Below are 21,545 nucleotides of genomic sequence, written 5' to 3' on the forward strand. Positions count from 1 at the left end.
GGGATCGGTTTGTTGACGGGACGGCTGAGTTCGGGGCCGGACCGTTGTGATCTGCGAGGATGATCAGGACGTCTGGGTTGTTTCCAGGACCTTTGAGACGTTCACGAAACCCTTGCGTTCCGTGACCAGCTTGCCCTTGCGCACCACCTGGAAGGTCACGTCCGCGTTCACCAGCCGGGCGAAGCCGCTCGCCGCGATCAGGTCCTGGAAGCTCCAGTTCAGGGTCGGGGTGAGCCCGCCGGTGTCGACCTTCAGTCCGTCGTCCAGCGTGCGCCTGATCGACCGCGCGGTCACGTCGCCCTCGCCCAGCGCCTCGATGGCCTTCTTCAGGGCGGTGTACGCGATCCAGGTCGTCTGCACGCCGGGATCGGAGGCGTCGATCCGGTTGTCGCCGAACGCCTCCTTGCTGATGACCTCGCGCATCGCGCTCCACCGCTTGTCGCTCGACGCCGGGTACCAGCCGGTGACGTACGAGCCCTCGTACATGCTTCCCGTCGCGTCGATCATCGACTGGTCGATGCTGCCCAGGACGGAAGCTGTCCGTACCGTCGGGTAGTCCTGGCGGGTCCGCCGGAACGAGTCCATGAAGGTGTCGGTGCGGTCGCCGAGAGCGGGAATCACGCAGCCCTCCTCCTCGGGGTCCCGCGTGACCCGCTGCAGGGCCCGCTGGGCGTGTCCCGAGAACTCCGTGGCGTCCTCGGCCGCCCGCTGGTCGACGGAGGCCCGGTGGCCGCCCGAGGTCAGCCCGGAGTCCAGGAGCACGGGCAGTTCGTCGCCCGCGATCGTGTCGGGGCGGACGAGGGTGACCGGGCCGCAGGATTCGGCCAGCTGCTGGCCGAGGCCGACCAGCAGGGACGGCTGGCCGCCGTTCACCGGGTACGAGAGCGGGCTCGTGAACTCGTCGTCCGTGACGCCGTATCCGCCGAGGTACGGGATGCCGGCCGCCTCCAGCGGCGCGAGGAAGGAACGGGCGTGCTGGCTGTACGAACCGACGACCGCGACGACGTTCTCCGCGGCGGCGCGGCGGGCGCAGCTCGCGGCTGACACCGTGTCGTTGTGGTCGTTGCAGGTGAGGACCTTGAGCTTGCGGCCGTTGATGCCGCCCTGGGAGTTGACCCAGCGCGCGTAGGCTTTGGCCAGGGCGGGCATTCCGGGCTTGTTGGTTGTTTTTGTCTTCTCCGGTGCCCACGTCATGACCGTGATCGTGTCGTCCCCGGAACCCCCTGTGACACCGGGGACGACACCGCAGCCGACGGCCGTCGACAGGCACACCGCCAGCGCGCCCGCCGACAGCACTCTCGCCCTGGCGACGGGGAGGCGCAGGCGGGGGTGGAGGTGCAGGGCGGGGAGGAAGCTGCGGGTGCGTCGCCGGCCGGTCATGGTTACGCACGATTCCGTCACACCGCTACGGCTGGTGTGACCCTTGGTCAACGCGTGGTGACGTCCGGGTGAACACCGGGGTGCGGGGTGGGCCGGTTCGGCGGGAACGTACGATCGGTGACCGTGCAAGGTTCGGAGAACTCTTCCCGTCGCGGGCGTCGCTCATCCACCATGGGCGGCATGCCACTGAACGATATGCCGTGGTGGCGCTGGCGCAGCAATGTGCGCTCCGCGCTGCACATGCTTTCCGACACCGAGTTCCAGCGGGGGATATGGCTCGCGGGGGTCGACGGGTACGGGGATGTGACCGACGCCGTCTATCGCCTTGTCGAGGACACCTGGCTGGACAACTGGTCCGCCGAGAAATATGTGGGGACGATCTTCCGGGACTCGCAGGAGGCGGCGCTGGTCGACTCCGCGGTGTTGCGGGTGCTGCGGATCATGCATCAGGTGGGGCCTGATGCGGCTGTCTCCGTGTATCTCGAACATGCGGGGTGGGCCGATGCGGTTCGGGCTGCGCGGGATGCGCATGTGCGGATGGCTGTGAGCGACGGGGAGGATCCGGACGTTCCGCCTCGCACGCTTGAGGTATTGCAGATCATGACCCGCTCCGCTTGAGGGGGCCTCGTACGTGCGGGCCGGTGGGGGTCGCCCGCGCAGTTCCCCGCGCCCCTTAGGGGCGAAAGCCGGGGCGCGGCCCCGCTTTCAGGGGCGCGGGGAACTGCGCGAAGTCCGGGATTCGGGCTGGTGCCTAGGGGGCCACACCTTTGTGGGACCCTGGCGAAATGAACGACCAGTACGTCCTGACGCTCTCCTGCCCCGACAAGCAGGGCATCGTGCACGCCGTGTCGAGCTACCTCTTCATGACCGGCTGCAACATCGAGGACAGCCAGCAGTTCGGTGACCACGACACGGGACTGTTCTTCATGCGCGTCCACTTCTCCGCGGAGCCCCCCGTCACGGTGGACAAGTTGCGCGCGAGCTTCGCGGCGATCGGTGACTCCTTCCAGATGGACTGGCAGATCCACCGCGCCGACGAGAAGATGCGGGTCGTGCTGATGGTCAGCAAGTTCGGGCACTGCCTGAACGATCTGCTGTTCCGCGCGCGGATCGGGGCGTTGCCTGTCGAGATCGCGGCTGTGGTGTCCAATCACACGGAGTTCGCCGAGCTGGTGGAGTCGTACCACGTGCCGTTTCGGCATATTCCGGTCACCAAGGAGAACAAGCCGCAGGCTGAGGCGCAGGTGCTGGAGTTGGTGCGGGAGCAGGGTGTCGAGCTGGTTGTGCTGGCTCGGTACATGCAGGTGCTCTCGGATGATCTGTGCAAGCAGTTGAGTGGGAAAATTATTAATATTCATCACTCGTTCCTGCCTAGCTTCAAGGGTGCCAAGCCGTATCACCAGGCGCATGTGCGGGGTGTGAAGCTGATCGGTGCCACCGCTCACTATGTGACGGCCGACCTTGATGAGGGGCCGATCATCGAGCAGGAGGTCGAGCGGGTGGGGCACCAGGTCACGCCGGAGCAGCTGGTGGCTGTGGGGCGGGATGTGGAGTGCCAGGCGCTCGCCCGGGCCGTGAAGTGGCATGCGGAGCGGCGGATTCTTTTGAACGGGCGGCGGACCGTCGTCTTTGACTGAGGCTTTTGGCTGCCGCGCCCGCTGTGAGGGGGTGGCGGGGGCCGGGGCGACGTGTCCGTCCTCGGTCCGGCGCGATGTGGTTTGTTTTTGAGGGGACCCTGGTGGACGCGCCGGCCGCTGCGGGCGGACACGTCGCCCCGGCCCCCTCCGGTCTCGTGCGGGTGCGCGTCCGGGGGTGGCTGCTGTCTGTTACATGCGGCTCAGTGATGCTGCTGCGAACAGGACGTCTCTGATTGCCTCTCGGTCGCCCGATTGGCCTGCCGCTGCTTCTTCGGGGGAGACGTGGCCCGCTGCCAGTTGGCAGAACTCCACGCCGTCCAGGGCCACGTGGGCCACCTCGCGGTCGGGGGAGGCGAGGGCGCCGGGGGAGTCGAGCGGGATGAGCCATTCGCCGCCGCCCAGGCCCTCGATCTCCAGGCGCAGGCTGCGGCCGGGGGTGCCGGCCGGGACCAGGTGGGGGGTTTCGCCGGGGGCCGCGAGGCCTGCCTGGCGGCGGGCGGCCAGGGCCGAGGGGAGCATGCGGGCGCCCAGGTCGATCATCGCGTGCAGATGGCGGGGCGAGGGCGGCTCGTAGGGGTAGTCGACCGCGTCGGCGATGTCTCCCGCGTGGACCCAGGTCTCGAAGGCCCGGTCCAGCATGGAGTCCCGGAGCGGAAGTTCGAAGTCACCGTAGGGGACGGGGAGGCGGCCGGAGCCTCCGCCGGCGAAGGCGACCGTGCGGACGAGGTTGTGGGACTGCTCGCGCCAGGGGCCGCGTACGGAGCGGGTCGGGGGGAAGTGGGCGGCGCGCCAGAAGGCCTCGGTGCGGGCCGCGGGTGTGGGGGTGTCCGTCCGGGTTTCCAGGGGGTCTTCCAGGCCCAGGGTGACGGCGACCAGGCCGTCCACGGTCAGGAGGTGGGCGATCACTCCGGCGACGGTGGTGCGCCGGCTGGTGGGTTCCTTGCCGTCGAACCAGCGCAGTCGTACCGGGGCGTGCCACTCGGCGTCGCCGATGTCCTGGAGCAGGGCGTCCAGGCGGGCGGTCTCCGCGTCGTACGGGGTGGCCCAGGAGGGCACCGGGATGCGGGGCGGGCGGCGGGTCAGGCAGGCCTGCAGGACTCGGGTGCGTAGGGCCGGGTCCAGGTCGAGGGTTTCCGGCGGGTGCAGGAGGCCGACCGCCTCACGTAGGCGCAGGGCCTCGTCCGCGCAGGCGCCGCAGTCGCCCAGATGGTCCTCCACCGCTGCCGTCTCCTCGGGCGAGCTGGCCGCCAGCGCCCAGGCACCGAGCAGCGCCTTCAGCACCCGGTGTTCGAGGATGAGGGGAGGGGGAGGGGGAGAGGTGGGGGTTTGGGTGGGGAGGGGGAGGCCTGTGTCCTCTATGGAGGTGCGGGGGATGGGGATGCGTGGGGGGTGCTGGTCGTCGTTGGGCTCGGGGTTTGCGCTGTTCACCTTGTGCCCCCTTGGGCGGGGGGTGTTCCTGGTGTGTCGTGGGCCGTGGAGAGGAGTTGGAGGCCGAGGCGCAGGCGGCGGCGGGCCTCGTCCGCTGTGACGCCCAGGTCCGCGGCTGTCTGGCGGTAGTCGCGGCGCTGGAAGTAGGCGAGTTCCAGGGCGGTGCGCAGTGGGGTCGGCATGGACGTCACGATGTAGTCGGCGCGGGCCGCCACCGAGGCGCGGCGGACCTTGCGTTCCAGTTCGTCGGTGTCGTCCGTGCCGTCCTGGGCCAGTGCGGCGGTCTCCGTGGTGCGCAGGCGCTGTACGGCGAGGCGGTGCGTCAGGGTGGCGACCCAGGAGCGCAGGGGGCCCTGCTTGGGGTCGTACGACTCGGGGTTCTCCCAGACGCGGGCGAAGACCTCGCGGGTGATGGCGTCGGCCGCGTGCTCGTCTCCGAGGACGCGATGGGCGAGACCGTGCACGAGTGAAGCGAAGCGGTCATAGAGCTCGCCGAGTGCGGCGGCCTCCCCCCGTGCGAGCCGCTGTTGCATCTTGCGGTCCCAGCGGGGTGGCGTGTCCCTCCTGGCCATGCGGCCCCCTCGCCCCTGTTCGTGCCGTGCGCCTGTGCCCGTGTCCACCGGATTCTCCTCTCCGGTCTCCTCACGAATGTAGTCGGCACCCGCGGTGACGCACGCCCCTTTGTGGCAATGCGCGCCCCGGGGAGGGGGCGGGGTGGTAGGGGGATTGTTGCGGTGTGTGTGGCTATTGATACTTTGGGTTGAGGGGTGGGGTGGATTGTGGTGATTGGGGTGGCCGGGTCTGCGGCTGGTTGATCGGAAGCGGTCGTGTGGGGTGCGTTTCGATTCGGTATTCCGTGTTTCGCGGCGCGGGGGTGGGGCAGCCACGCAGCAGGGAAGCGTAGTTGTGGCTTCCGTTTCCGGGTTCGGCATCGTCTAGCGAGGGACAGACGCGTGACGCTCAGGGTGACCGAAGGCGAGCAGCGCGGCTGGGCCGTCGTGCGGGTTTCGGGTGAGATGGATCTGGTGACCTCGCCCGTGCTGCGGCAGCGGGTGCACGAGGCCGTCGCCGACGGGCGGCGGGATGTGGTGCTCGATCTGTCCGGGGTGCTGTTCTGCGACTCCAGTGGCGTGAGTGTGCTCATCGCCTCGCGGCGGCTGATCCGGTCCTGTCAGGGGCGTCTGCGGGTGATCCTCCCCGCGCAGGGGGCCGAGGACGGGTCCCATGTGAACCGGGTGCTGGGTGCCCTCGGTGTACGCAGGCTCTTCGACGCGTATGTCGATGTCGACGCCGCGGTGGACGATGAGGCGAGTTCCCTTTCGGCGTGATTCCCGTCATACAGGGGGAAGGTCGTTGGGTGTGTTCGTGACGGCGTTGTCGCGGATTTTCCCCGGTCTTGGCGCAAGCGTCGTTTTCCGGCTCCGCGAGGGTGCTGGTCGTCGTACGCTCCTGCCAGACGCACCCACGTGAGGTAAGGCGGCCCGAAAGACATGGTCAGTACCGAGTACGAGCGGAAGATCGCCGCCCGGTTCGCCGGCTTCGACCAGGACGGCAACGGCTATATCGACCGCGAGGACTTCAACGCGGCGACGAAGGCGCTGCTCGCCGAGTTCGGCACGACGGCCCGCTGCGACAAGGGTCAGGCCCTGTACATCGGCGCGGAGGCCTTCTGGCAGGGCATGGCCGGCATAGCGGACCGGGACGGCGACCAGCGGATCACCCGCGAGGAGTTCGTGAACGGGGCCGTGAAGCGGCTGCGCGACAACCCGGAGCGCTTCGCCGAGATCGCCCGCCCCTTCCTGGACGCGGCGCTCGCCGTCGCGGACGGCGACGGGGACGGTTCCGTGACGCTGGATGAGACCGTGCGGATTCTCAAGGCTCTGGGTGTGCCCGGGGACACCGCCGCCACCGCGGCCGGTGCTCTCGACTCGGACGCCGACGGCGTCGTCACCGAGCCCGACATCGTGAGCGCCTTCGCCCGTTACTTCACCGTGCCCGAGTAGCGCTCCCTGAGCCGGTACTTCAGCACCTTGCGCAGTGTCTCGTTGCGCGGAAGGGCGTCCACCACCTCCAGTTGCTCCGGCAGCTTGTGGGGGGACAGTCCTTCCGCGCGCAGATGGGCCGTCACGTCGGCAAGGGTGAGGGGTGTGGTTCCGGTGGTCTGCTCGATCACCGCGCAGACTCTTTCTCCTCGCTTCGCGTCGGGGAGGCCGATCACGGCGACATCGGTGATGGCCGGGTGGCCGTGCAGCAGGTCCTCTATCTCCTTGGCGCTGATGTTCTCGCCCTTGCGGATGATCACGTCCTTCAGGCGGCCCGTCAGGACCAGGTGGCCGGTGGGGGTGAGGTGGCCGAGGTCCCCCGTGATCAGGAAGCCGTCGTCGTCGAAGGCCTCCGTTGTGTGGGACGGGTTCAGGTAGCCCGCGCAGACCGCTTCGCCGCGCAGGCGTACTTCGTCGTTCGTGATGCGGATCTCCATGCCCGGTGGGGGTCTGCCCTCCGTCGTCGCCAGATTCTCCTCCGTGTCGTCCGGGGAGCCCATGGTGATCATCGGGACCTCTGTCATGCCGTAGCCGTGGGTGAGTTTGACGCCCATCTCGCGTACGACCGCGTGGTGGATCTCGGGAGGCTTCGGCGCCCCTCCGCCGGCCAGGAGGCGCAGGGTGGGGATGAGTCTGGTGTCCGGCTGCTTGCGTTGTTCCGCCAGGAACATCGAGTAGAACGCCGTCGAACCGCCCGCCACCGTCACCCCGTGCTTGCGGTAGTCCTCCAGTGCGTCCGGCAGTGCGAACTTCTCGAAGAGGACCGCCGGGAACCCGTACAGCAGCAGCATGACCAGGTAGTCGGGGCCGCCTATGTGGGCGAAGGGGAACGCGATCGAGCCCGTGTCGGCTTCCGAGAGGTGCAGAGCGTGGGCCAGGCAGCTGCCGCCCGCTATGAGTGAACGGTCCGTGTGCAGGACGCCCTTGGGGTCCGATGTCGTGCCGGACGTCCAGTAGATCCAGCGCACGTCCGTCCCGGAGCCGGGTGGGGCGGGGAGTGACGCGGGGTCGCCGGTGGGGAGGGCGGCGTACGCCTCGAAGGTGCCGCGGGCGGATATGCGTTCGGCCATGGCGGTGTGGTCGAAGTCGCGCCAGGTGCCGGGGACCGCGAAGAACTCCGCCTGTGAGGTGTGGAGCGCGAAGGACACCTCGCGGTCGCGGTAGAAGGGGATGATCGGGGACTGGATCGCGCCGAGTCGCGTCAGGGCCATCGCGAGGACGACGGTCTCGATGCGGGTGGGCAGCTGCCAGGCGACCACTGTTCCGGGGCGTACGCCCATGGCGTGCAGGCCCGCCGCCGTCCGTTCGGCGCCGGCGCGCAGCTCCTCGAAGGTCAGGGTGCGGTCCTCCTGGAGGAGGACCGGGCGGTCCGGGGTGAGTGCGGCGCGGCGTTCGACCAGTTCCCAGAAGGTGCGTGAGGTGTCGAGTGTGTGCGCGGTGTCCGTGGGCATGCCCGTGCTCCTCATCGCTGCGGCAAAGGGAACTGACGGGTAGTCAGGTCGGGTGGAGAGCGTAGGCGTCTGTGCCTTGTCGGTCCAGGGGTGCGGGGCTAGCCTGCCTTCTGACGGGTCATCAGATTTGCCGCCGGAGAGGGCTGGACTCATGACCGAACTGCCTCGGATCATCAGCGTCGACGACCATGTGATCGAGCCCGCCCACCTCTTCGAGACCTGGCTGCCGAGGAAATACCGGGACCGCGGGCCGAAACCGCTGACGGCCGGGATCGGCGAGCTGGCGTACGTGGCCGGCAAGTACCGGATCACCATGGATCCGGACGGGCCGCCGACCGACTGGTGGATCTACGAGGACCTGAAATTCCCGTACAAGCGCAACATCGCCGCCGTCGGGTTCGACCGGGACGAGATGACGCTGGAGGGCATCACCCGTGAGGAGATGCGGCCCGGGTGCTGGGATCCGGTCGAGCGGCTCAAGGACATGGACGCCAATCACGTGGAGGGGAGCCTGTGCTTCCCCACCTTCCCGCGCTTCTGCGGGCAGACCTTCGCCGAGGCGCACGACAAGGAGGTCGCGCTGGCCTGCGTGCGCGCCTACAACGACTTCATGGTCGAGGAGTGGTGCGGGGGCAGCGGGGGACGGCTGATCCCGCTGTGCATCATTCCGCTCTGGGACATCGACCTCGCCGTTGCCGAGATCCGGCGCAATGCGCGGCGGGGGGTGCGGGCTGTGACGTTCTCGGAGATACCGACACATCTGGGGCTGCCGTCCATCCACTCCGGGTACTGGGACCCGTTCTTCGCGGTCTGCCAGGAGACCGGCACGGTCGTCAACATGCACATCGGCAGCAGCAGTCAGATGCCCGCCGCGTCACCGGACGCCCCGCCTGCTGTTCAGGCGTCCCTGAGCTTCAACAACGCCATGGCCTCGATGATGGATTTCCTGTTCAGCGGGGTGCTCGTGAAGTTCCCCCGACTCAAACTCGCCTACAGCGAAGGGCAGATGGGGTGGATCCCGTACGCGCTGGAGCGTGCCGATGACGTGTGGGAGGAGCACCGGGCCTGGGGCGGGGTGCGGGATCTGATTCCCGAGCCGCCTTCTACTTACTATTACCGGCAGATCTTCTGCTGCTTCTTCCGTGACAAGCACGGGGTCGCCTCGCTGGACGTGGTGGGGCGGGACAACGCCACCTTCGAGACCGACTATCCGCACGTCGACTCGACCTTCCCGCACACCAAGGAAGTCGCCCTCGACCATGTGAAGGGCCTCGACGACGAGACCGTCTACAAGCTGATGCGCGGCAACGCCATCCGCATGCTGGGCCTCGACCTGGACCGCGACAGGTAATGGATCTCTCGTACTCCGCCGAGGACGAGGAGTTCCGGGCGCGGCTGCGGAAGTGGCTGGGCGAGGTGCTTCCGGGGCTGCCGGCCAAGCCCTCGGCCGACGACTGGCCGGGCCGGCGCGCGTACGACCTCGGGTGGCAGCGGCTGCTGTACGACGCCGGGTACGCGGGGTTGCACTGGTCGGTTGATGCGGGGGGGCGTGGTGCCACGCCGACCCGCCATCTGATCTTTTTGGAGGAGACCGAGAAGGCGGGCGCGCCCTACGTAGGGGCTAATTTCGTCGGGCTGCTGCATGCCGGGCCGACCATCGCCGCCGAGGGGAGCGCCCGGCAGCGGGCGCGGTGGCTGCCGCCCGTGCTGCGGGGCGAGGAGGTGTGGTGCCAGGGGTTCAGCGAGCCGGACGCCGGGTCCGACCTGGCGTCGCTGCGCACGCGCGCGTGGCGGGACGGCGACGACTACGTGGTCAGCGGCTCCAAGATCTGGACCTCGCACGCCGAAGTCGCCGACTGGTGCGAGCTGTTGGTGCGGACCGATGCACAGGCGCCGAAGCACCGGGGGATCACTTGGCTGGCGATGCCGATGGACGCGCCCGGCATCACCGTGCGGCCGCTTCGTACGCTCGCCGGGTCCGCGGAGTTCGCGGAGGTCTTCCTCGACGAGGTGCGGGTGCCCGTCGCCAACCGGGTCGGTGAGGAGAACGACGGCTGGCGCGTGACCATGGTGACCCTGTCCTTCGAACGCGGCACCGCCTTCGTGGGCGAGGTGGTCGCCTGCCGGCGGGTGCTCGGCGAACTGGCGCGGGAGGCCCGGAAGAACGGCCGGTGGGACGATGTGCCGTTGCGCCGTCGGCTCGGCCGGCTCAACGCCGAGTTCCGGGCCCTGTGGCGGCTCACGCAGTGGAACGTGAGCGAGTCCGAGCGCGGCGGTGGGGTGCCGGGTGTGGGCGGCTCCGTCTTCAAGCTGCGGTACTCGCAGGCGCGGCAGGAGCTGTACGACGCGGCGGCCGAGGTGCTGGGCCCCGAGGCGCTCGATCTGGGCCGGGAGTGGACGGTCGACCGGCTGTCGTCACTCTCGTACACCATCGCGGCCGGGACCTCGCAGATCCAGCGGAACATCGTGGCCGAGCGCATCCTGGGCCTCCCGAAGGGACGGTGACCGGTGGACTTCCAACTCACGGATGATCAACGGGCGTTACGGGCCGGGGTGCGCGAGTTGCTGGTGCGGCGGTTCGGGCGGGAGCGGTTGCGGGCCGCCGTGGGCCCGGGAGGAGGGGGCTCCGCGGGTCGGCGAGCTGTCGGTGGGCTCGATCGGGCGCTCTGGCGTGAGTTGGGCGAGGCCGGGTTCTTCGCGCTGCGGCTGCCGGAGGAGCGGGGCGGGGTCGGGCTCGGGCTGCCCGAGGCGGTGCTCGCCTTCGAGGAGGCCGGCCGGGCGCTGTTGCCGGGACCGCTCGTGGCCACCCACCTCGCGGCCGGTGAGGTGCCCGGCGCGGCCACCGGCACGTGTGTCGTCGCCGCCGTCGACGGCAGCCTCGTCGAATGGCTGGACGAGGCGGACGTCGTACGGGGAGACGTGGGCGGAGCCGTCGCCCTGCGGTCCGTCGATCCGCTGACGCCCCTGCACCGGGTGCCCCGCGCCGCGCCTCCCGACCCGGTCGCCGCCCTGCTGACCGCCGCCGAGCAGCTCGGCTCGGCCGCGTGGACCTGTGCGCTGGCCGTGCAACACGCCCGGACCCGTGAGCAGTTCGGGCAGCCGATCGGGGCCTTCCAGGCGGTGAAACACCTGTGCTCGGAGATGCTGGTGCGGGTGGAAGTGGCCCGTGCGGCGGTGTACGCGGCGGCCGTCACCGGCGATCCGCTGGACATCGCGGCGGCCCGGCTGCTGGCCGACGAGGCCGCCGAGCGCGGGGCCCGCGACTGCCTCCAGGTGCACGGCGGGATGGGATTCACCTGGGAGTCCGATGTCCATCTCCACCTCAAACGGGCCTGGTCGCGGGCCCGTCGCGGGGAGGGCGCCGCGGCGGCCGAGGAGGCGCTCGCGGAGGATCTGCTGACGTCGGCGGCGCGGTCCGGGGCGTGAGCCGCCGGGGGCCGGGCGCTTTCGAATGACGCCGATCGTGGCATGCGGGAGAGCGCCGGGAACGGCCCGAGGGGACGGAAGTCGCGGAACGTGGCATACCGGAATTACCGAGCGTTGATATCGGGTTGTGTCCTACGCGTGACTCGTCACGGCCTGGAGTCGGCGGCCTGCTCCGGTACCTTGTGTGGGATGCGAGTGGTTCTGAGGCCGGGCCATCACGGTGTTGCCCCTGGGGCAGTCCCGGATCCGGCGATGCGCGCCGCTCGCAGGGCAGGAAGCAGGACCGTTCCTGCCTGTTCGACTCCCCGTGGCGAGCGTCGCACAGTATGCCGCACGCGTACTCCTTCGCGCTGGAATATGCCCGAAGCGCTTGTTGGGGTGACTGAACGTCAACCATGCTGTCTCCTGAGGGAATCACGTTCCGTGAGCCCTTTTCTGACCACGATCGTGGCCCTTGCGAGGCGCGAGGCGATGTGTCCGCCGGTTCGGATGGTGTGAGCGGTGCAGGTGCTTCAAGTGCAGCTGGAGATCCGGCCCGACCCCGCGGAGGTGGGGCGAGCCCGGAGGTGGGCGCGTTCGCGGCTCGCGGGTTCCGGGATAGAGGCCGATGAGCCACTGGCCGAGACGCTGATCCTGCTCGTCTCGGAGCTGGTCACCAACGCCGTGGTGCACACCGGCCGCCCCGCCGTCCTGCGGCTGTTCGTGCCGGACGCGGCGAGCGCGCCGACAGCCGGTGAGCGGGCCGTGGGAGAGGTCGTCGCGACCGTCCGCCTGGAGGTCGTCGACGCCAGCACCCGGGCTCCGCGCCCGCGCTGCGCGGACGGCGACGACACCAACGGCCGCGGCCTCGCACTCGTCGACGGCCTCGCCGACCGGTGGGGCTGGAGCGCCGAGGGCGCCGGGAAGCGCATCTGGTGCGAGGTGGACCGATGTTCGTCGGCGACCACTCTTGTCACGGGATGCGACGCGGCGCCGGTGGTGTCCTCGGTGGCAGCTCCCGTGGTCTACGGGGATCTGGCGTACGAGGCCGTGTAGGCGCCGGCACCCTGCTGGGGCTCGTCACGCGGGAGCGGGCGCTCGGGCACGGGTGCGCCCGCTGGCGCACGGATGGCACGGAGTCCGGAGTCCGGGCGTCCGGTGATGCCGAGTGCGCCGGGCCGTGCTTCCGTTCGTGCGCGTCACAAAAGGCGCTAATGGCATGAATCCCCGAACAGGTGTTGACGGCGCGTGTCCGTTTCGTCACGCTTGTGTTCAGTGATTCGCCGTGAGGGGACGTCGAGGCCTTCGGTGACGGGAGTCCTCGGCGAGCGCGGATCGCGATTCGGCGTCGGCTCCTGCGGGGCCAGGGGCAGGCGCGCCGGAGAGCCGGATGGCGGCGCGCGATGCCGCGCCCGGGGTGGGGTGGGGGCACCTCTCGCCCGGGTGCGGTTCGTCCGTGGGGGAGACGCGCCGCCAGCCGGCCCCCGGCGGTCCGGCCCGTGGTGACCGGGCGGCCGGGTGCCGGGTTCTGGGTTCTGGGTTCTTCAGAGGATCGCGACCGGTGCTACGGGGGTTCCCGTGGCGCCGGTGAACGGTTCGGGCATCGCCGACAGCAGGAACGTAGAGCCGCCGACTTCTCCACAGGCTGTGGACAACTCTTCGAGATTCCAGTTCTGGCCCTGGAGCATGCCCATTTCCACCAGGTGGAGGCCGTGGACGGGCAGCCACAAGTCCTCTATCTCGGGAGGAAATATCTCAAAGGTGAGGGTGTCGTTCGCGACCGCCGCGACATCGCGGGCGTGGAACCACTCCGGGGTGCGCACGGACAGGCCGGGTGAGGGGAAGGCGTACCCCTGCTTGTCGCCCGCGAGGAGCAGCTGGATCTGACCGGTGCGTACGAGGACGACGTCGCCCGCGCCGACCTTCGTGCCGCTCAGCTCCTCGGCCGCTTCCAGGTCCTCCGGGGTCACCGCGTGCCCGCTGTCCAGGCGCTCCACGCCGCGTGCGCGGGCCACGTCCAGCAGGACGCCGCGCGAGACGATGTGCCGGGGCTTGTCGATGCCGTTGAACTCGGCGCCCCCGTGCGCGGTGATCGTGCCGGCGGGGCGGCCGTTGTAGAGCCGGCCCGAGTGCGAGACATGGCTGAGCGCGTCCCAGTGGGTGGCCGCCTGGAGGCCCATCGTCACGGCGTCGTCGCTGCACGCGATCGTGCCGGGGCCGAACAGCTCCTGGTTGATCTGCACCATCGTGTGCAGCGGATCGACCCGGCCCGGGATCATCCCCGTCTGCACGCCGTCCTGACGCAGGGGGAGTGCGAGCGGTACGCGGCGGCCGGTGCGGACGCTCGCGGCGGCCTCGCGCACGACCTCGTCGGTGATCAGGTTCAGGGTGCCGATCTCGTCGTCGGCACCCCAACGCCCCCAGTTGTTCACGCGCTTGGCGATCTCGTGGAACTCGGCCGGCAGTGACATGAGTACTCCCCGGGGCTTGTCTCCAGGTATCTGACGGGTCGTAGAATCTGAGCCGTAGCAAATCTAACGGACCGTCAGAAACTGCGGGAAGGGGCCGGGACGTGGGGAACTTCCTGGAAGGCGGGGTCGTCGCCGTGACCGGGGCGGGCCGGGGCATCGGACGCGCGGTGGCACTGGCCGCCGCGGCCGAGGGCGCACGGGTCGTCGTCAACGACTACGGCGTCTCCATCGAGGGCTCGGAGCCGAGCAGTACGGTCGCCGACGCCGTCGTCAAGGAGATCGGGGCGGCCGGCGGGGAAGCGGTCGCCGTGGCCGACGACATCTCCACCATGGCGGGCGGACAGCGGATCGTCGACACGGCCCTGGAGACGTACGGGCGGCTCGACGGAGTCGTCTGCGTGGCGGGCATCCTGCGCGAGCGGATGCTCTTCAACATGTCCGAGGACGAATGGGACCCGGTCATCGCCACGCACCTGAAGGGCACGTTCACCGTGTTCCGTGCGGCCTCGGCCGTGATGCGGCGGCAGGGTTCCGGCACGCTGATCGGGTTCACCAGCGGCAACCACCAGGGGTCCGTCTCGCAGGCCAACTACAGCGCGGCGAAGGGCGGGATCATCTCGCTCGTCCGCAGCGCGGCGCTCGGGCTCCACAAGTACGGGGTGACGGCCAACGCGGTCGCGCCCGTCGCCCGTACGCGGATGTCCGCGAACGTGCCGATGGAGCTGACGGAGATCGGTGAGCCGGAGGATGTGGCCGCGCTCGTGGTGTACCTGCTGTCCGGGCGGGCCCGGGAGGAGGGCATCACCGGGCAGGTGTACACCGTCGCGGGGCCGAAGATCGCGGTGTGGGCTCAGCCGCGGGAACTCCGTTCCGGGTATGCGGAAGGGGGGTGGACGCCTGAGCGGATTGCTGACTTCTTGCCGGGGGCGGTGGGGGTGGATCCGATGCCGTTGCTTGCGCGGGTGGGGGATATGGAGCGGGCCGCTCGGGCCGCGAGGGGGGCGACGTAGGGGGGCTGACGTGGGTGGGTGGGTGCGGGTGCGTTGTGGCTGGTCGCGCAGTTCCCCGCGCCCCTAAAGGCACTGGGTGCGGGTCGGCTGTGGTTGGTTGCGCAGTTCCTCGCGCCCCTAAAGGCACTGGGTGCGGGTCGGCTGTGGTTGGTTGCGCCGTTCCCCGCGCCCCTGGGTGGGTCGGGCGGTAGGTGGTGGAGGGGTTCATGGAGTTTGGGGTCACCGCGGAGGACGAGGCGTTTCGGGGGGAGGTTCGGCGGTGGCTCGCCGAGCATCTGGGGGGCGCCCGGGATCGCAGAGGCTGGGAGCGGACGCTCGGGGCCGGTGGGTGGATCGGGATCGGGTGGGGGGTGGAGGGGTACGGGAATCGGGCTGTCGGGTTGGGGCGGCAGGTCGTGTGGGCCGAGGAGTACGCGCGGGCCCGGGCGCCTGCGCGCAGTGGGCACATCGGGGAGAAGCTGCTGGCTCCCACGCTCATCGCGCACGGGAGCGAGGAGCAGAGGAACCGGTTCCTGCCGCCCATCGCCTCCGGGGACGAGCTGTGGTGCCAGGGGTACAGCGAGCCCGGGGCCGGGTCCGATCTCGCCGGGATCCGTACGCAGGCCGTGCGGGAGGCCGACGGGTACCGGATCAGCGGGCAGAAGATCTGGACCTCGCTGGCGCACGAGGCGGACTGGTGTTTCGTGCTGGCGCGTACGGAGGCGGGGTCGCGGCGGCATCGCGGGCTGAGCTTTCTGCTCGTACCGATGGACCAGCCCGGGCGGATCGAGGTACGGCCGATCCGGCAGATGACCGGGACCAGCGAGTTCAACGAGGTCTTCTTCGACGGGGCGCACGCACGCGTCGAACATCTCGTCGGCGGCGAGGGCAACGGCTGGCAGGTCGCCATGAGCCTGCTCGGCTTCGAACGCGGAGTCTCCACACTGGCCCAGCAGGTCGGTTTCGCTCAGGAGTTGGCGCAGGTGGTGGAGGCGGCCGTCGCCACGGGGGCGGCCGACGACCCGGTCGTCCGCGACCTGCTCGTACGCCAGTGGGCCGAGTTGCGCACCATGCGGTGGAACGCCTTGCGCACGCTGGGGAGTTCGGCGGACCGCGGCGCCCCCAGTGTGGCCAAGCTGATGTGGGGGCGTTGGCATCAGCGGCTCGGTGAACTGGCCATGCGGGTGCGGGGGGCCGGAGCCGCGGTCGGCCCCACGGACTGGTCGGCCGAGACGCCCTACGAACTGGACGCTCTCCAGCACCTGTTCCTCTTCAGCCGCGCCGACACCGTCTACGGCGGTTCGGACGAGATCCAGCGCACGATCATCGCCGAGCGCGTGCTCGGCCTTCCCAGGGAAGCGAAGGGCTGAGGTCATGAAGGGCGTGGTCTTCGACGGCAAGCAGGCTCAGATGGTGGACGACCTGGAGGTACGGGATCCGGGGCCCGGGGAAGTGCTCGTCGCGGTCTCGGCGGCGGGGCTGTGCCACAGCGACCTCTCCGTGCTGGACGGGACCATCCCCTTCCCCGTACCCGTGGTACTCGGACACGAGGGCGCGGGTGTCGTGGCGGAGGTGGGTGCGGGCGTCACGCATGTGGAGCCCGGTGACCATGTCTGCCTGTCCACGCTCGCGAACTGCGGCGCGTGCGCCGCGTGCGACCGGGGGCGGCCCACCATGTGCCGCAAGGCCATCGGGAGGCCGCAGCGGCCGTTTCTGCGGGACGGGCAGCCGCTGTACCAGTTCGCGTCCAACTCCGCTTTCGCCGAACGGACGTTGGTGAAGGCCGTGCAGGCCGTACGGATCCCCAAGGACATCCCGATGGCGTCCGCCGCGCTGATCGGATGCGGGGTGCTGACCGGAGTCGGAGCCGTCCTGAACCGGGCGCGGGTCGAGCACGGGGACAGCGTGGTCGTCATCGGGACGGGCGGGATCGGGCTCAACGTGATCCAGGGCGCGCGGATCGCCGGAGCGCTGACCGTGATCGCCGTGGATTCGAATCCGGCGAAGGAGGGGGTGGCCCGGCGGTTCGGGGCCGGGCACTTCTTCACGTCCGTGGAGGGGGTGCGGGACGTCCTGCCGACGGGGGCGGATCATGTCTTCGAGTGCGTGGGGCGGGTGGAGCTGGTACGGCAGGCCGTCGATCTGCTCGACCGGCGAGGGCAGGCGGTGCTGCTGGGCGTGCCGCCCGCTGGCGCCGAGGCGTCCTTCCTCGTCTCGTCCATGTACCTGGACAAGTCGATTCTGGGGTGCCGGTACGGGTCTTCGCGGCCGCAGCGGGATGTTGCGCTGTATGCGGAGATGTATCGGGAGGGGCGGTTGTTGCTGGATGAGCTGGTGACGGAGACGTATGGGGTGGACGAGTTCGAGAAGGCGGTCGCTGACGCGCGTCTCGGGCTTGCAGCCCGGGCTGTATTGACGTTCTAGGAACGTGGGGGCGGGGCTCAATGATTGCGCAGTTCCCCGCGCCCCTAAAGGCAAAAGATTGCGCCGTTCCCCGCGCCCCTAGGGGGTGGGTACCTAGGGGCGCGGGGAACTGCGCAATGGGGGCGAGGGGGCGTAGCCCCCATGCGGGGGCGGAGGTGCGTGGGGGTCAGCGGAATGTTCGGCGGTAGGACGTGGGGGTTACTCCCAGGGCCGACTGGAGGTGCTGACGCATCGACTGCGCCGTGCCGAACCCCGCGTCCGCCGCGACCTGGTCCATCGACAGGTCCGTGGACTCCAGGAGATGCCGGGCCCGTTCGACCCGCTGCTGCGTGAGCCACTGGCCGGGGCTCACCCCCGCCTCCTCCCGGAACCGCCGCGTGAACGTCCGTACCGACATCGCCTCCTGCGCGGCCATGTCCCGCAGCTGGATCGGCTCGTGCAACCGGCTCAGCGCCCACGCGCGTGCCCCGATCGTGGTGGCCAACTGCGGTTCGGGCACGGGCCGTTCGATGTACTGGGCCTGCCCTCCGTCCCGGTGCGGAGGCACCACCGTGCGCCGGGCCACCTCGTTGGCGACAGCGGTCCCGTGGTCGCGGCGCACGATGTGGATGCACAGGTCGATGCCCGCCGCGACCCCGGCCGAGGTCAGCACGTCGCCGTCGTCGATGAACAGCACGTCCGCGTCGACCCGCACCTTCGGGAAGAGGCGCTGGAAGTGTTCGGCGGACGCCCAGTGCGTGGTCGCCGGGCGCCCGTCGAGCAGCCCGGCGGCGGCCAGCACGTACCCGCCCGTGCAGATGGAGACGAGCCGGGTGCCCGGCCGGACCAGGGCGAGGGCCGCGGCCAGTTCCTCGGTGAGCACGCCCTCGTCGTGGACCGGGCCCAGCTCGTACGAGGCCGGGACGACCACGGTGTCGGCGGTGGCCAGGGCCTCCGGGCCGTTCTCGACCAGGACGGAGAAGTCGGCGTCCGTCCTGACCGGGCCCGGCGGCCGGACGGAGCAGGTGACGATCTCGTACAGGCTGCGGCCCCGGGCGTCCTTGGCGCGTCCGAAGATGCGCTGCGGGATGCCCAGCTCGAAGGGGAGGAGGCCGTCCAGGGCGAGGACGACGACGCGGTGCCGAGGGGGCGGGGAGTCCGGCCTGTTCGTACCCATGGCCCGATCCTAGCGAATGCTGTCCTTCGGGCCACTCGTTCGGGGAGGGCCGAGGACGGAAGCTCGGTGACGTGACCCAGACAACCGACGCCGCGAGCGAGACGGCACCCGTGCGGGACCCCGAAGCCGGCAGCCAGGATCCCGGAACCGGCGGGGTCGGGCGTCGCCGGCGTACACGCGTGCACCGGGCCTGGTTCGTCGCCGCCGTCACCTTCGTGACGATCATCGGCGCGGCGGCCTTCCGCTCCCTGCCCGGCCTGCTGATCGACCCGCTGCACGACGAGTTCGACTGGTCGCGCGGCACGATCGGGCTCGCGGTCTCCGTCAACCTCGCGCTGTACGGGCTGACGGCGCCGTTCGCCGCCGCGCTCATGGACCGGTTCGGCATCCGGCGGGTCGTCGCGCTCGCGCTCGTCGTGATCGCGGTCGGCTCCGGCGCCACCGTGTGGATGACCGAGGCCTGGCAGCTGCTGCTGTGCTGGGGGCTGCTCGTGGGCCTGGGCTCCGGCTCGATGGCCCTCGCGTTCGCCGCGACCGTCACCAACCGCTGGTTCACCGAGCGGCGCGGCCTCGTCACCGGCATCCTCACCGCCGCCTCGGCCTCCGGCCAGCTGATCTTCCTGCCCGTACTGTCGTGGATCGTCTCGGAGCACAGCTGGCGCCCGGCCGCCGTGACCGTGGCCCTGGCGGCGCTCGCGGTCGTGCCGTTCGTCTGGCTGCTGCTGCGCGACCATCCGGCGGACGTGGGCCTCAAGCCGTACGGGGCGACCGAGTTCGTCGAGAAGCCGCCGCCCGTGCCGGGAGCCGCGCGCCGAGCGCTGAACGTCCTTTTCTCCGCAGCGCGCACCGGGCCCTTCTGGCTGCTCGCGGGGACCTTCGCGATCTGCGGCGCCTCGACGAACGGCCTGATCCAGACCCACTTCGTGCCCGCCGCCCACGACCACGGCATGCCCATCACGGCGGCGGCCTCGCTGCTCGCCGTCATCGGGGTCTTCGACGTCGTCGGCACGATCGCCTCCGGCTGGTTCACGGACCGCTTCGACCCGCGCCGGCTGCTGGCGGTCTACTACGCCCTGCGCGGTGTCTCGCTCCTCTTCCTCCCGCTGCTGCTCGGCCCCTCGGTGCATCCGCCGATGGTCTTCTTCATCGTCTTCTACGGGCTCGACTGGGTCGCCACCGTCCCGCCCACCATCGCCCTGTGCCGCGACCGGTTCGGCGACGACAGCGCCATCGTCTTCGGGTGGGTCCTCGCCTCCCACCAGGTCGGGGCGGCACTGGTCGCCTTCCTCGGCGGTGTGGCCCGCGACGCCTTCGGCTCGTACAACGTCATGTGGTACGCCTCCGGGGCGCTGTGCGCCGTGGCGGCGCTGATGGCGCTGGTGATCCGGCGCGGGGTGGTGCCGGGGGAGGTCGCGCTCGCCCCGAACGCGGCTCGGTCCTAGACGGTGTCAGGGCGTGAAGTGGCCGAAGCCGCCGCGGTGGAAGAGGAGGGGGGCGTCGCCGTTGCCTTCGGGGGCGGGGCCGGGGCCGGGGTCGGGGGCGGGGTCGGGTGTGCCCAGGGCGTTCACCCTGCCCACCACGATCAGGTGGTCGCCGCCGGGGTGGACCGCGTGGACGGTGCAGTCGATCCACGCCGTGACGCCGGACAGACGGGGCGAACCGGAGACCGGCGACGGCTCGTGGGCGACCCCCGCGAACTTGTCCGAGCCGCTCACCGCGAAGCGGCGGCACAGGTCGCCCTGGTGCGCGCCGAGGACGTTCACGCAGAAGACGCCCGCGCGGGCGATACGCGGCCAGGTCGTGGACGTGCGCGCGACCATGAACGCGATCAGGGGCGGGTCGAGGGAGAGCGCGGCGAAGGACTGACAGGCGAAGCCGGCAGGGGTGGTGTCCGGGGCGGTGGCCGGAGCCGGGGCTGTGATGACGGTGACGCCCGTTGCGAAGTTTCCCAGTACGCGGCGGAATTCGGCCGGGTCGACCGGTGCGCGTTCGTCGTCGCCGACCGCCCGCAGGTCCGGGCGCGGGAGCGGTTCGACCGGTCCCGCGGTCATCGGCTCTCCGGCCGACCTCAGGTAGCGGACGGCTGCCGCGGCCATTCCTGCGTGTCCCATCACACCGTCCATTGAAGGTGACGGGGCGTCAGATGGGAAGGCCTGCGCCGGCGTTCGGCGGTGTTCAGTGGCCCGTGAAGTTCGGGGGGCGGCGCTCCACGAACGCCGTTACGCCTTCTGTGGCGTCCGAAGTGGTCATGTTGATCTCCTGGGCGGAGGCCTCGGCGGTGAACGCGGTGGCGCGGCCGGAGTCCAGGGAAGCGTTCACCAACTGCTTGGTGAAGGCCAGGGAACGGGTGGGGCCGGTGGCGAGACGTTCGGCCCAGGAGCGGGCAGTCTTCTCCAGATCCTCGTCCGGGACCACGCGGTTGACCAGGCCGAGGCGGTGGGCGTCCACGGCGGTGAGGGCGTCGCCGAAGAACATCAGCTCCTTCGCCCGGTGGAGACCGATCAGACGAGGGAGGAGATAGGCGCCGCCGCCGTCGGGGACGAGGCCACGGCGGGCGAACACCTCGATGAATCTGGCCGATTCCGCGGCGAGGATCAGGTCGCAGGCGTAGGCGAGGTGGGCGCCCAGGCCGGCCGCGGTGCCGTTCACTGCGGCGATCACCGGTTTCTCGCAGTCCAGGACTGCGGCGATGAGGCGCTGGGCGCCATCCTTTATGACGCGGGACACGTCTCCTGGGAGGCGGTCCTCGGGGGGTGGGCCGCCGCGGAGGTCTGCGCCTGTGCAGAAGCCCTTGCCGGTGGCTGTGAGGACGACTGCGCGGGTGGTCGCGTCTGCCGACGCGGTCTTCAGGAGGTGGATGAGCTCTTCCCGTTGCTCGGGGGTGATGGCGTTCATGACGGCGGGGCGGTTGAGGGTGATCCAGGAGACGTTCTTTTCGAGGGTGTGGGTGATCATGGGGGCTCCGGGGGTGGGTTTGTGGGTGCGGGTCCGGTGGGGGGCCGGTGCGGGTCGGTGGGGGCTTGTCGCGCAGTTCCCCGCGCCCCCAAAGGCAAAAGATTGCGCCGTTCCTCGCGCCCCTGAGGGGGTGGGGCCTGTCGGTGGTGTGTTGGGTGCGGGGTCGGTGGGGGTTGGCCGCGCCGTTCCCCGCGCCCCTAAAGGCAA

At 70.3% G+C, this 21,545-nt stretch carries 20 protein-coding genes; 12 read left to right on the plus strand and 8 right to left on the minus strand.

Annotated features, from left to right (window positions below; genetic code table 11):
* Positions 1-63 precede the first annotated feature (63 nt).
* Positions 64-1,380 (minus strand): ABC transporter substrate-binding protein, encoded by a 1,317-nt coding sequence (locus C6Y14_RS05820; RefSeq protein ID WP_107015414.1) that lies wholly within the window; start codon positions 1,378-1,380, stop codon positions 64-66.
* A 117-nt stretch (positions 1,381-1,497) separates the two neighbouring features.
* Here C6Y14_RS05820 and C6Y14_RS05825 point away from each other — a divergent pair, with 117 nt between their 5' ends.
* Positions 1,498-1,998 (plus strand): SCO4402 family protein, encoded by a 501-nt coding sequence (locus tag C6Y14_RS05825; RefSeq protein WP_107015415.1) that lies wholly within the window; start codon positions 1,498-1,500, stop codon positions 1,996-1,998.
* A 167-nt stretch (positions 1,999-2,165) separates the two neighbouring features.
* On the plus strand, positions 2,166-3,017 hold the full coding sequence (gene purU / locus C6Y14_RS05830; protein WP_107015416.1) for a formyltetrahydrofolate deformylase: 852 nt from the start codon (positions 2,166-2,168) through the stop codon (positions 3,015-3,017).
* A gap of 189 nt (positions 3,018-3,206) precedes the next feature.
* Here the strand turns inward: purU and C6Y14_RS05835 are convergent, their stop codons facing one another.
* Together C6Y14_RS05835 and C6Y14_RS05840 are read right to left on the minus strand one after the other, a co-directional pair.
* Complete coding sequence (locus C6Y14_RS05835; RefSeq protein WP_107015417.1) at positions 3,207-4,445, minus strand: maleylpyruvate isomerase N-terminal domain-containing protein; 1,239 nt, start codon at positions 4,443-4,445, stop codon at positions 3,207-3,209.
* Positions 4,442-5,017: a sigma-70 family RNA polymerase sigma factor gene (locus C6Y14_RS05840; protein ID WP_107015418.1), complete on the minus strand. Its 576-nt coding sequence runs from the start codon at positions 5,015-5,017 to the stop codon at positions 4,442-4,444. The genes C6Y14_RS05835 and C6Y14_RS05840 overlap by 4 nt, the downstream gene beginning before the upstream one ends.
* A gap of 381 nt (positions 5,018-5,398) precedes the next feature.
* Here C6Y14_RS05840 and C6Y14_RS05845 point away from each other — a divergent pair, with 381 nt between their 5' ends.
* Entirely contained in the window at positions 5,399-5,773 is a 375-nt protein-coding gene (locus C6Y14_RS05845; RefSeq protein ID WP_107015419.1) for an STAS domain-containing protein, read from the plus strand.
* 162 nt (positions 5,774-5,935) lie between these two features.
* Positions 5,936-6,448 (plus strand): EF-hand domain-containing protein, encoded by a 513-nt coding sequence (locus C6Y14_RS05850; RefSeq protein ID WP_107015420.1) that lies wholly within the window; start codon positions 5,936-5,938, stop codon positions 6,446-6,448.
* Here C6Y14_RS05850 and C6Y14_RS05855 read toward each other — a convergent pair.
* Positions 6,427-7,938: a class I adenylate-forming enzyme family protein gene (locus C6Y14_RS05855; protein WP_107015421.1), complete on the minus strand. Its 1,512-nt coding sequence runs from the start codon at positions 7,936-7,938 to the stop codon at positions 6,427-6,429. The two genes, C6Y14_RS05850 and C6Y14_RS05855, sit on opposite strands and share 22 nt — an antisense overlap.
* Positions 7,939-8,089: 151 nt before the next feature.
* Here C6Y14_RS05855 and C6Y14_RS05860 point away from each other — a divergent pair, with 151 nt between their 5' ends.
* The 4 genes from C6Y14_RS05860 (at position 8,090) to C6Y14_RS05880 (ending at position 12,399) form a co-directional block, all read left to right on the plus strand.
* Positions 8,090-9,289: an amidohydrolase family protein gene (locus tag C6Y14_RS05860; RefSeq protein WP_107015422.1), complete on the plus strand. Its 1,200-nt coding sequence runs from the start codon at positions 8,090-8,092 to the stop codon at positions 9,287-9,289.
* Positions 9,289-10,443 carry an acyl-CoA dehydrogenase family protein gene (locus tag C6Y14_RS05865; RefSeq protein WP_107015423.1) on the plus strand — a complete coding sequence of 385 codons (1,155 nt, stop codon included), beginning with the start codon at positions 9,289-9,291 and terminating at the stop codon, positions 10,441-10,443. Before C6Y14_RS05860 ends, C6Y14_RS05865 begins: the two co-directional genes overlap by 1 nt.
* Before the next feature lie 3 nt (positions 10,444-10,446).
* Positions 10,447-11,364: an acyl-CoA dehydrogenase family protein gene (locus C6Y14_RS05870; RefSeq protein WP_107015424.1), complete on the plus strand. Its 918-nt coding sequence runs from the start codon at positions 10,447-10,449 to the stop codon at positions 11,362-11,364.
* 516 nt (positions 11,365-11,880) lie between these two features.
* A complete protein-coding gene (locus tag C6Y14_RS05880) occupies positions 11,881-12,399 on the plus strand; it encodes an ATP-binding protein (RefSeq protein ID WP_199854668.1) in 519 nt (172 codons plus the stop codon).
* 488 nt (positions 12,400-12,887) lie between these two features.
* On the opposite strand, the gene C6Y14_RS05885 is transcribed toward C6Y14_RS05880, so the two are convergent.
* On the minus strand, positions 12,888-13,814 hold the full coding sequence (locus C6Y14_RS05885) for a cyclase family protein (RefSeq protein ID WP_107015426.1): 927 nt from the start codon (positions 13,812-13,814) through the stop codon (positions 12,888-12,890).
* A 101-nt stretch (positions 13,815-13,915) separates the two neighbouring features.
* Between C6Y14_RS05885 and C6Y14_RS05890 the strand changes: the two genes are divergently transcribed.
* The 3 genes from C6Y14_RS05890 (at position 13,916) to C6Y14_RS05905 (ending at position 17,227) form a co-directional block, all read left to right on the plus strand.
* Positions 13,916-14,824 (plus strand): SDR family oxidoreductase, encoded by a 909-nt coding sequence (locus C6Y14_RS05890; RefSeq protein ID WP_107015427.1) that lies wholly within the window; start codon positions 13,916-13,918, stop codon positions 14,822-14,824.
* Positions 14,825-15,030: 206 nt separating this feature from the next.
* The gene (locus tag C6Y14_RS05900) at positions 15,031-16,173 is read left to right on the plus strand and encodes an acyl-CoA dehydrogenase family protein (protein WP_107015821.1); all 1,143 of its coding nucleotides are present in this window, start codon (positions 15,031-15,033) and stop codon (positions 16,171-16,173) included.
* Positions 16,174-16,177: 4 nt separating this feature from the next.
* Positions 16,178-17,227, plus strand: coding sequence for a Zn-dependent alcohol dehydrogenase (locus tag C6Y14_RS05905; RefSeq protein ID WP_107015428.1), 1,050 nt, complete (start codon positions 16,178-16,180; stop codon positions 17,225-17,227).
* Between the two features lie 166 nt (positions 17,228-17,393).
* Here C6Y14_RS05905 and C6Y14_RS05910 read toward each other — a convergent pair whose 3' ends face one another.
* Positions 17,394-18,383, minus strand: a complete 990-nt coding sequence (locus C6Y14_RS05910; protein ID WP_107015429.1) for a GlxA family transcriptional regulator — start codon at positions 18,381-18,383, stop codon at positions 17,394-17,396.
* Positions 18,384-18,454: 71 nt separating this feature from the next.
* On the opposite strand from C6Y14_RS05910, the gene C6Y14_RS05915 reads away from it, so the two are divergent.
* Positions 18,455-19,825: an MFS transporter gene (locus tag C6Y14_RS05915; protein WP_107015430.1), complete on the plus strand. Its 1,371-nt coding sequence runs from the start codon at positions 18,455-18,457 to the stop codon at positions 19,823-19,825.
* Between the two features lie 6 nt (positions 19,826-19,831).
* Here the strand turns inward: C6Y14_RS05915 and C6Y14_RS05920 are convergent, their stop codons facing one another.
* Both C6Y14_RS05920 and C6Y14_RS05925 read right to left on the minus strand, forming a co-directional pair.
* On the minus strand, positions 19,832-20,494 hold the full coding sequence (locus C6Y14_RS05920) for a flavin reductase family protein (RefSeq protein ID WP_107015431.1): 663 nt from the start codon (positions 20,492-20,494) through the stop codon (positions 19,832-19,834).
* 64 nt (positions 20,495-20,558) lie between these two features.
* Entirely contained in the window at positions 20,559-21,338 is a 780-nt protein-coding gene (locus C6Y14_RS05925; protein WP_107015432.1) for an enoyl-CoA hydratase/isomerase family protein, read from the minus strand.
* Positions 21,339-21,545 lie beyond the last annotated feature (207 nt).

The sequence above is a fragment of the Streptomyces dioscori genome, from assembly GCF_003024195.1.
Classification (GTDB): Bacteria; Actinomycetota; Actinomycetes; order Streptomycetales; family Streptomycetaceae; genus Streptomyces; species Streptomyces dioscori.

Coding starts and splice junctions, on each gene's coding strand:
- C6Y14_RS05925 (WP_107015432.1), bottom strand. CDS start 21,338: ATGATCACCCACACCCTCGAAAAGAACGTCTCCTGGATCACCCTCAAC.
- C6Y14_RS05840 (WP_107015418.1), bottom strand. CDS start 5,017: ATGGCCAGGAGGGACACGCCACCCCGCTGGGACCGCAAGATGCAACAG.
- purU (WP_107015416.1), top strand. CDS start 2,166: ATGAACGACCAGTACGTCCTGACGCTCTCCTGCCCCGACAAGCAGGGC.
- C6Y14_RS05905 (WP_107015428.1), top strand. CDS start 16,178: ATGAAGGGCGTGGTCTTCGACGGCAAGCAGGCTCAGATGGTGGACGAC.
- C6Y14_RS05865 (WP_107015423.1), top strand. CDS start 9,289: ATGGATCTCTCGTACTCCGCCGAGGACGAGGAGTTCCGGGCGCGGCTG.
- C6Y14_RS05885 (WP_107015426.1), bottom strand. CDS start 13,814: ATGTCACTGCCGGCCGAGTTCCACGAGATCGCCAAGCGCGTGAACAAC.
- C6Y14_RS05860 (WP_107015422.1), top strand. CDS start 8,090: ATGACCGAACTGCCTCGGATCATCAGCGTCGACGACCATGTGATCGAG.
- C6Y14_RS05920 (WP_107015431.1), bottom strand. CDS start 20,494: ATGGGACACGCAGGAATGGCCGCGGCAGCCGTCCGCTACCTGAGGTCG.
- C6Y14_RS05855 (WP_107015421.1), bottom strand. CDS start 7,938: ATGCCCACGGACACCGCGCACACACTCGACACCTCACGCACCTTCTGG.
- C6Y14_RS05910 (WP_107015429.1), bottom strand. CDS start 18,383: ATGGGTACGAACAGGCCGGACTCCCCGCCCCCTCGGCACCGCGTCGTC.
- C6Y14_RS05850 (WP_107015420.1), top strand. CDS start 5,936: ATGGTCAGTACCGAGTACGAGCGGAAGATCGCCGCCCGGTTCGCCGGC.
- C6Y14_RS05900 (WP_107015821.1), top strand. CDS start 15,031: ATGGAGTTTGGGGTCACCGCGGAGGACGAGGCGTTTCGGGGGGAGGTT.
- C6Y14_RS05820 (WP_107015414.1), bottom strand. CDS start 1,380: ATGACCGGCCGGCGACGCACCCGCAGCTTCCTCCCCGCCCTGCACCTC.